Origin of the sequence: Micropruina sonneratiae (assembly GCF_025972045.1) — a bacterium.
Classification (GTDB): domain Bacteria; phylum Actinomycetota; class Actinomycetes; order Propionibacteriales; family Propionibacteriaceae; genus Micropruina; species Micropruina sonneratiae.
Map to the genome: position 1 here is coordinate 143,314 of NZ_JAPDHX010000006.1, position 7,597 is coordinate 150,910.

Here is a 7,597-nt window from a genome sequence, read left to right on the forward strand (position 1 = left end):
GCTAGCGTGTCCGCATGACGACCCAGCACCATCAGATCGGCCTGCTGCTCGGCGCCGAGGAGGACTGGCCGAGGGCGTTCGAGACGATTCTCGCCATGGTCGGCCCCATCACCGTCGACGGCGTCACCCACACCGTCGGTGCCGAACGGCTGACCATCGAACCCTTCGACCTGACCGATCCGGTGCACACGCCGCTGGTGATCGACCGACTCGCACACTGGTACTACCACCCGCGGGAGTGGCTGAAGAAGGCCGCGATGGTCAACGGCACCTACCTGCTGAACAGCCCCTTCACCTTCCAGTCGATGGAGAAGCACAGCGCCTACTGCGCGATGCTGCGGCTCGGGCTCAAGGTGCCCAGGACCGTGCTGGTGCCGTACAAGAACCCGGTCGACAACGTTCGCTGGGCCTACACCTCGGCCACCTACAACCAGCCCTTCGACCTCGACGCGATCGCCGCCGACCTCGGCTACCCGCTCTACATGAAGCCGTTCGACGGTGGCGGCTGGCGAGGGGTGTCGCGGATCAACAACCCCGACGACCTGCGCCGGGCCTACGACGCGTCCGGTGAGATGCTGATGCACCTGCAGGCCACGGTCGACTACGAGGTGTTCGCCCGGGCGCTGTCTATCGGTCCCGAGACGATGGTGATGGATTTCCGGCCCGACCAGCCGATGCACAACCGCTACCACGTGTCCCACGGCTTCCTGTCCGCCCAGGCGGGTTTCGAGACCGCCGCGATCAGCCGGATCGTCAACGCCTTCTTCGCCTGGGAGTTCAACTCGGCCGAGATGCTGGTCACCGGCAACGAGGTGTACCCGATCGACTACGCCAACGCCTGCCCCGACGTGGCGCTCACCTCGCTGCACTACTACTTCCCGTGGGCGATCAAGGCGCTGGTGCGCTGGAGCGTGTATTGCCTGGTCACCGGTCGCAAGGGAACCGTCGACCTGCACACCGAACGGTTCTTCGCGATCGCCGACGACCCCTCGCTCAGCTACGAGGCGAAGATCGAGGAGTACCTGGAGCTCGCCGACCAGTACTTCGAGACCGACAAGTACTGGACGTTCTGCCGCGACCACCTCGGCCACCTGGACGCCATGGTGCTCGAGTGGGTGCGGTCGGCCGAGTTCGACCGGTTGCTGGTCGACACGGTCCGGGCCACCTACCCGCCGCACGAGCACGACAACTTCCTGGGCCACTTCCGTGGCCTCACCAGGGCTTGGGCGGACGAGCAGGGCTGACGCCGCCGGCGCCCGCCGCTCAGCGCAGTGGCGCGGCGAAGAAGTCCAGTTCGTCGATGCACGAACGCAGGAAGGCCGTCTCGGCGGCGTCCCGACCCACCGGACCGGACGCCTGCGCGGCCCGCTCGGTGATCGCCACGGCCTGCCGGGTGGTCGCGGCGAACGCCTCGTCGCCGTAGGTGCCCAGCCACTCCCCGTACGGGTGCCCGGCCCGGTTCAGCGCGGCCAGGTGGTCGCCCACCTCCGCGTACACCCAGAAGCACGGCAGCAGGGCGGCGCTCAGCACGGCGTAGTCGCCGGTTGCTTCGGCGGCCCGCAGGTGGTCAAGGTACCCGGTGGTGGCTGGTCCCGGTTGGGCGGCGTCCCCACCGGCGGGCAGCCACTGTCCGTGCAACGCCCGTTCGGTTTCGATCGCCGAGGTTGAGCAGTTTCGCCAGAACTCCCGCTCGACCGGATCGGTGGCGAGTCGCGCCGCGGCGTCCAGCAGTTCGGCGTAGGTGTCCAGGTAGAGCGAATCCTGGGCGATGTACCAGCGGAACGCGGCGAGCGGCACGCTGCCGTCCCCGAGGCCGCGGACGAACGGATCGGCGAGGGTGGCTCGTCGCACAGCGGCTGCCCGCTGCCACCAGTCGTCAACCAGACGAGCGGGGAGTGCGCCGCCGGCCCGCCGCCACAGCGGACCGAAGTGATGTACGGGCCCGTGCCCGCCGCCCACCTGTAGCTCGTGGGCGGCGCCGATGGCGGCGGCCAGCCAGTCGGTGGCCTCGGCCAGGGCCCGCGGCCAATCCCCGCCGACCGCATAGCGGGTGGCCAGGGCGGAGGACAGCGAGCAGCCGGTGCCGTGGGTGCTGGTGGTGGCTACTCGCGGGTGGGTGACCTGGGTCAGCACGCCAGCTGCGCCCACCAGCGCGTCGCGGACCTCGTCGTCGTGGAGATGACCGCCCTTCGCGGCGATCAGGGCGCCCGTCCGGGCCGCCACCCGCCGTGCCTGCTCCAGCACCCCGTCGAAGTCGGACGCCGGGGCGGCACCGGCCAGCACCGCCAGTTCCGGCACGTTGGGGGTGAGCACGTCGGCGCGTGACGCCAGTTCGGCCAACGCAGCTTCGGCGTCCGCGTCCAGCAGCCGGTCGCCGCTGGTGGCCACCATCACCGGGTCGAGCACCACCACCGGGGGCCGGACCTCGGCGAGCCAGTCGGCGACGGCGTGGATGATCTCGACGGTGCCGAGCATGCCGATCTTGACCGCGTCGATGGCGACGTCGTCGGCGACGGCGTCCAGTTGGGCGCGCAGGAAGGCGGCCGGCGGGTAGTGCACCGAGCGCACGCCGCGGGTGTTCTGGGCGACCAGGGCAGTGATCGCCGACATGCCGTAGCCGCCGGTCGCGCTGATCGCTTTGAGGTCGGCCTGTACCCCGGCACCGCCGGTCGGGTCGGTGCCGGCGATGGGCAGCACGTTCGGGACGGCGCGCATCAGGCGGCCTCGCTTCCACTCGTCCAGCCGGACACGTACGCGCGCGCTGCGGCAGCCGCGTCGGGCGCCGCGCAGATGCCGGACACCACCGCCACGCCGACGAGGCCGAGGGTGCGCAGTAGGGGCAGGTCGGCGACCGCGACGCCGCCGATGGTGACCGCCGGAACCGTCGTGGCGACGGTGAGGGCGGCGACTCCGCCAGCAGCCAGGGCCGCAGCGGCGTCCGGCTTGGTGGCGGTGTCACGGAACGGTCCGATGCCGATGTAGTCGGCGTGCGGTTCGGCGGCGCGGGTCTGCTCGGCGGTGGAGACGCTCACCCCGAGCAGGGCCCCGGGCCACAGCAGGCCGCGCACCACGGCCGCGGGCAGGTCGTCCTGCCCGACGTGCACGCCGGCCAGACGGACGCCGGCGGCGTGCGCCGCCAACGCCACGTCGACGCGGTCGTTGACGAACAGGGCGACCTGTTCCCCTCCGGGGACGCCGGCCACGGCGTCCGCCACGGCCAGGACTTCGTCGAGGAAACCGGCGCCCCTCGAATCCTTGGCCCGCACCTGCACGGCCCGGACCCCGGCACCGACCGCGGCCGCGACCGTGGCCGCGACGCTGCGTCCCGCCGCCGCGCACTGGGCGTGGTCGGTGACCAGGTAGACGGCCAGCAACCTCGGGTCGAACCTCATCGGGTCACCTCGCCGTTGGTCACGTCGATACGGGCACCGGCCCGGATGGCGTCGCCGTCCAGCGCGTCGAGAGCGTCCAGCAGCGCGACGGCGAACGATCCGGGACCGGTGCCGCGAGCCGCCGCGGCCTCGGCGGCGACGCCGTACGCGACGGACGCCGCGGTGGCGGCCAGCAGCGGATGCTGCCCGAGCCCGGCGAAGGCCGCCATCGCCGCACCGAGCGCGCAGCCCGCGCCGGTGACCCGGGTGAGCAGCTCGTGGCCGTTGCCGACCCGGACGACGCGGCGCCCGTCGGTGATCAGGTCGACCGGTCCGCTGACCGCGACCACGCCCCCGGTGATCCCGGCCAGCGCCTGCGCGGCCGGGGCGGCGGCGTCCACGCCGATGGCGGCATCGACCCCACGTCCGCCGCCGCCCGACCCCGCCACGGCGACGATCTCGGAGGCGTTGCCGCGGACGACGGCGGGCCGCTGCGCGACCAGCTCGGCCGCCAGTGCGGTCCGGACCGGCAGCGACCCGACCGCGACGGGGTCGAGGACCCAGGGCGTCCTGGCCGTGGCGGCGGCGCTGACCGCCTCGCGCATCGCCGTCGGCTGCTCACCGCTGAGCGTGCCCAGGTTGACCAGCACCCCGGACGCCACGGTCGCGAACCCTCCGGCCTCGCCGGGAACGTCGACCATGGCCGGGGCGGCGCCGAGCGCCAGCAGCACGTTGGCGGTGAAACCGCTCGCGACGTGGTTGGTCAGGCACTGCACCAGCGGACTGGCTTGCCGCAGTTGGGTCAGCAATGCGGCGCTGGACTCGGCCACCGCGCCCGAAGTGAGCGCGCCGGACGTGGTGGAAGCCATCGTGGACCATCCCTTCGCTCGTGCTAACGAGAGCAGGTTCTGCGGGTGTGATCTCAGCCGGCCGGTTGCCGGCACCCCGTGTCTTGTTGCCCACGCTAGTACAGAACCTTGCCCTTGTGAGGCCTTGACAGGCAGACTGGGCGTTGTTGTGAAAGCGCTTTCAAGGAGGAAATCGTGTCGCTTCCGCTCACCCGTCGCAGCGCCCTCGGGGGTGTCGCTGCCCTAGGCCTGACCATTCCCGTGCAGCTCGCCGCAACTGCGCCAGCCCAGGCCGCGCAACCGCAGTCGCGCCGCGGCCAGACGTCCGCCGCACTCGGCTTCCTGCAGCGGGCCGTGGACGCCTACCGCAGTTCCGGCCCTCGCCTGGTGCAGAGCTACCAGGACGATTCGGGCCTGACCGACATCGCCTTCGTCTACGACAACGCGCTCGCCATCATCGCGTTGCTGGCCGCCGGTGACCGGCGTCGCGCCCGAGAACTCGGGGACGGGCTGCTCTATGCGATGGGCAACGACGAGACCTTCACCGACTTCCGGCTGCGGCAGGCGTATCACGCCAACACGTTCACCAACCCCGACGGCACCGCCCACTTCGGCTGGGAGTTCGGGCTGACCGGCACGGCGGTCGGTGACATGTCCTGGGCGGGCATCGCCCTGGCCCAGCTCACCAACGTCACCGGCAACGCACGCTACGGCGAGGGCGCGCTGCGGATCGGCAGGTGGATCCAGCGCAACGCACGCTCGACGTCCGGCTTGAAGGGCTACACCTTCGGCGAGACCGCCGGCTTGGAGGACCACAAGTCCAGCGAGCACAACATCGACGTGTACGCCTTCTTCACCCTGCTCTACCGGCTCACCCGCGAGGCGGCCTGGCAGAACCGGGCGGCGCACGCCTGGGCGTTCGTCGAGAGGGTGTGGAACGCCGACGACGGCTTCTTCTGGACCGGCTCGGACGACGGCTCGACGATCAACAAGGCTGCCGCGCAACTGCCGCTCGACGTGCAGACCTGGTCGTGGCTGGCGGCCCGCAAGTCCCGCTACGCCCGGGCTCTCGACTGGGCACGCACCAACCTGGCCAGCACCGACACCCCGTTGCGAGCCAACTCGGCCCTGACCGGCAACTACAGCCAGTCCGGGGTGGTGTTCGCCAGCGGCTCGCTGCTCGCCGACCCCACCACCAACATCGGCGGCCAGGAGTGGAACCCCAAGCCGGACGTCGCAGCCGTCTGGCTCGAAGGGACGGCCCAGCTGGCGCTGGCCCTGTCGGTGCGGAACGCCGCCGGGGACGCCGACCGGAGCGCCAGTCTGCTGGCGAGCCTCGCCGCAGCCCAGGACAACCTGGGGCGGGGCCAGAAGTTCGGCGGCACCGAGAATCCGGGAGGGCTGGTGGCCGCGTCCTCACCGCTGGACACCGGGTTCGGCTTCGGCTACTTCCCCAACCTGCACGTCGGCGCGACGTCGTGGTACCTGATGGCCCTGCTCAAGACGAACCCGTACCGGTTCGTGTGACCCTCGCCGCTCAGCGGCGGACGAACCACACCCAATTGGCCTTGCTGCCGGTCTCGGCCCGGCTCAGCAGCTGCAACTGGTCGCCCTGGATCGCGTACAGCGACACCGAGGTCGACCGCTCTCCGGCACAGATCAAGTAGCGGCCGTCCGGCGAGACGGCGAAGCCGCGCGGCTGGGTCTCGGTGACGACGAAGCTCTCCGGGGGCTGGACGGAACCGTCCGGTGCGACGCGGACGGCGCCGAGGGTGCTCTCGGTGCGCTCCGAACACCACAGCTGGCCCGGTCCGCTGAAGTGCAGGTCGGCGCCCCAGATGTAGTGGTGTTCCAGCGGGTCGGCGCCGAACCTGCTGTGGCCGAGCCCCTTCTCGAGGTCGTACGCCGTGGTCGAGCCGGCCGGGGTGAGCGTGCCGTAGTAGCGGTCGCGGCGGTACCGCAGCACCTCGCCGGAGAACTCGGTCAGCACGTACAGGTGGTCCTCGGGGGCATTGAGCACCAGGTGCCGCGGCCCGGAGCCCTCGGGTGCGGCGACCGTGGCCGGCCCGAGCGGCTGCAGGGTGAGGTCGTCGCCGATGGCGCACTGGGCGATCAGATCGGCGCCCAGCGAGACGAAGTAGGCGAAGCGCCCGTCGCCGCTGGCCCGCACCGAGTGCAGGTTGGGGTAGTCGACCCGGCCGGTGGCCTCGCCGACGACACCGTCGCTGTCGACGGGGGCGATGATGCCGTAGCCGCCGCCGTAGGAGGCGCCGAGCAGTGCGGTCGCGCCCCGGGTCAGGGACAGGTAGTTCATCGCACCGTCGGGCAACGACAGGTGCGACTGCGGGTGCATCCGTCCGGAGGCGCGGTCCAGGGCGAGGGTGGTGATGCCCGGGTCGTCGCCCTTCACCGAGGCGTAGATCAGGTCGCGCCCGGCGTCCACCACGAAGGTCGAACAGCCCGGGACGCCCCCGTTGACCCCCAACCGGTGCAGTTGCCCGTCGAGCAGCCTGAACGAGCTGATGGTGCCGTCGCCTGAGTTGGCGACCAGGACGAGCCAGGAGCCGGGCATGTCCTCATCCTACGGGGACGATCCCTGGTTTATTGGGCGAGCCCGTAGAGCCGATCACCGGCATCTCCGAGCCCGGGCACGATGTAGCCGTGCTCGTTGAGCCGTTCGTCGACGGCGGCGACCACGAGGGTGGTGGGGACACCGACCGGGTCGACCAGGCGACGCATCCGCTCGATCCCTTCGGGGGCGGCCAGCAGGCAGATGCAGGTGATGTGGTCGGCACCGCGGTCGACCAGGAACTTCACCGTGCCGCCGAGCGAGCCGCCGGTGGCGAGCATCGGGTCGAGCACGTAGCACTGGCGTCCGGACAGGTCCTGGGGCAGTCGTTCGGCGTAGGTGAACGGTTCCAGGGTGGTCTCGTCACGGACCATGCCGACGAAGCCGACCTCGGCGGTGGGCATCAGCCGCATCATCCCTTCGAGCATGCCGAGCCCGGCGCGCAGGATCGGAACCACCAGCGGACGCGGCTGGGACAGCGTGACGCCGATCGTGCTGGTCACCGGGGTGGTGACCTCGCAGGGCTCGACCCGCACCTCGCGGGTGGCCTCGTAGGCGAGCAGGGTGACGAGTTCTTCGACCAGCTGCCGGAACACCGGTGACCCGGTGTTGACGTCGCGCAGCAGCGTGACCTTGTGCGACACCAGCGGATGGTCGAGCGCGCGCAGTTCCACGTTACGAACCTTAGGGATGCGCTGATCTTTGTGGTGTGCGGTTCGGTGGCTGGCTTCGGCTGTTGGGACGCGAAATTGTTGGGGTATGGACAGCGAGCAGCCTTCTTTCGCCGATGTCGAGTACGGCAATCGGCG

Annotated in this window: 7 protein-coding genes and 1 riboswitch; of the genes, 2 read left to right on the forward strand and 5 right to left on the reverse strand. The window is 71.0% G+C overall.

Going from position 1 to position 7,597, the window contains the following annotated elements; all coding sequences use genetic code 11:
* The first annotated feature begins 14 nt into the window (after nt 1–14).
* On the forward strand, nt 15–1,244 hold the full coding sequence (locus OIE40_RS15340; protein WP_264703678.1) for an ATP-grasp domain-containing protein: 1,230 nt from the start codon (nt 15–17) through the stop codon (nt 1,242–1,244).
* 19 nt (nt 1,245–1,263) lie between these two features.
* On the opposite strand, the gene thiD is transcribed toward OIE40_RS15340, so the two are convergent.
* The 3 genes from thiD to thiM all read right to left on the reverse strand — a co-directional run bounded on the left by thiD (nt 1,264) and on the right by thiM (nt 4,240).
* Nucleotides 1,264–2,715 carry a bifunctional hydroxymethylpyrimidine kinase/phosphomethylpyrimidine kinase gene (gene thiD, locus OIE40_RS15345; RefSeq protein ID WP_264703679.1) on the reverse strand — a complete coding sequence of 484 codons (1,452 nt, stop codon included), beginning with the start codon at nt 2,713–2,715 and terminating at the stop codon, nt 1,264–1,266.
* Complete coding sequence (gene thiE, locus OIE40_RS15350; RefSeq protein WP_264703680.1) at nt 2,715–3,392, reverse strand: thiamine phosphate synthase; 678 nt, start codon at nt 3,390–3,392, stop codon at nt 2,715–2,717. Before thiE ends, thiD begins: the two co-directional genes overlap by 1 nt.
* Nucleotides 3,389–4,240, reverse strand: a complete 852-nt coding sequence (thiM, locus tag OIE40_RS15355; protein WP_264703681.1) for a hydroxyethylthiazole kinase — start codon at nt 4,238–4,240, stop codon at nt 3,389–3,391. The genes thiE and thiM overlap by 4 nt, the downstream gene beginning before the upstream one ends.
* A riboswitch (TPP riboswitch) is annotated at nt 4,233–4,329 on the reverse strand. It overlaps the preceding gene by 8 nt.
* A gap of 85 nt (nt 4,330–4,414) precedes the next feature.
* Between thiM and OIE40_RS15360 the strand changes: the two genes are divergently transcribed.
* Entirely contained in the window at nt 4,415–5,746 is a 1,332-nt protein-coding gene (locus OIE40_RS15360; protein ID WP_264703682.1) for a hypothetical protein, read from the forward strand.
* A 10-nt stretch (nt 5,747–5,756) separates the two neighbouring features.
* Here OIE40_RS15360 and OIE40_RS15365 read toward each other — a convergent pair whose 3' ends face one another.
* Together OIE40_RS15365 and upp are read right to left on the reverse strand one after the other, a co-directional pair.
* A complete protein-coding gene (locus OIE40_RS15365; protein ID WP_264703683.1) occupies nt 5,757–6,791 on the reverse strand; it encodes a lactonase family protein in 1,035 nt (344 codons plus the stop codon).
* A 29-nt stretch (nt 6,792–6,820) separates the two neighbouring features.
* On the reverse strand, nt 6,821–7,462 hold the full coding sequence (gene upp, locus OIE40_RS15370) for a uracil phosphoribosyltransferase (RefSeq protein WP_264703684.1): 642 nt from the start codon (nt 7,460–7,462) through the stop codon (nt 6,821–6,823).
* Nucleotides 7,463–7,597 lie beyond the last annotated feature (135 nt).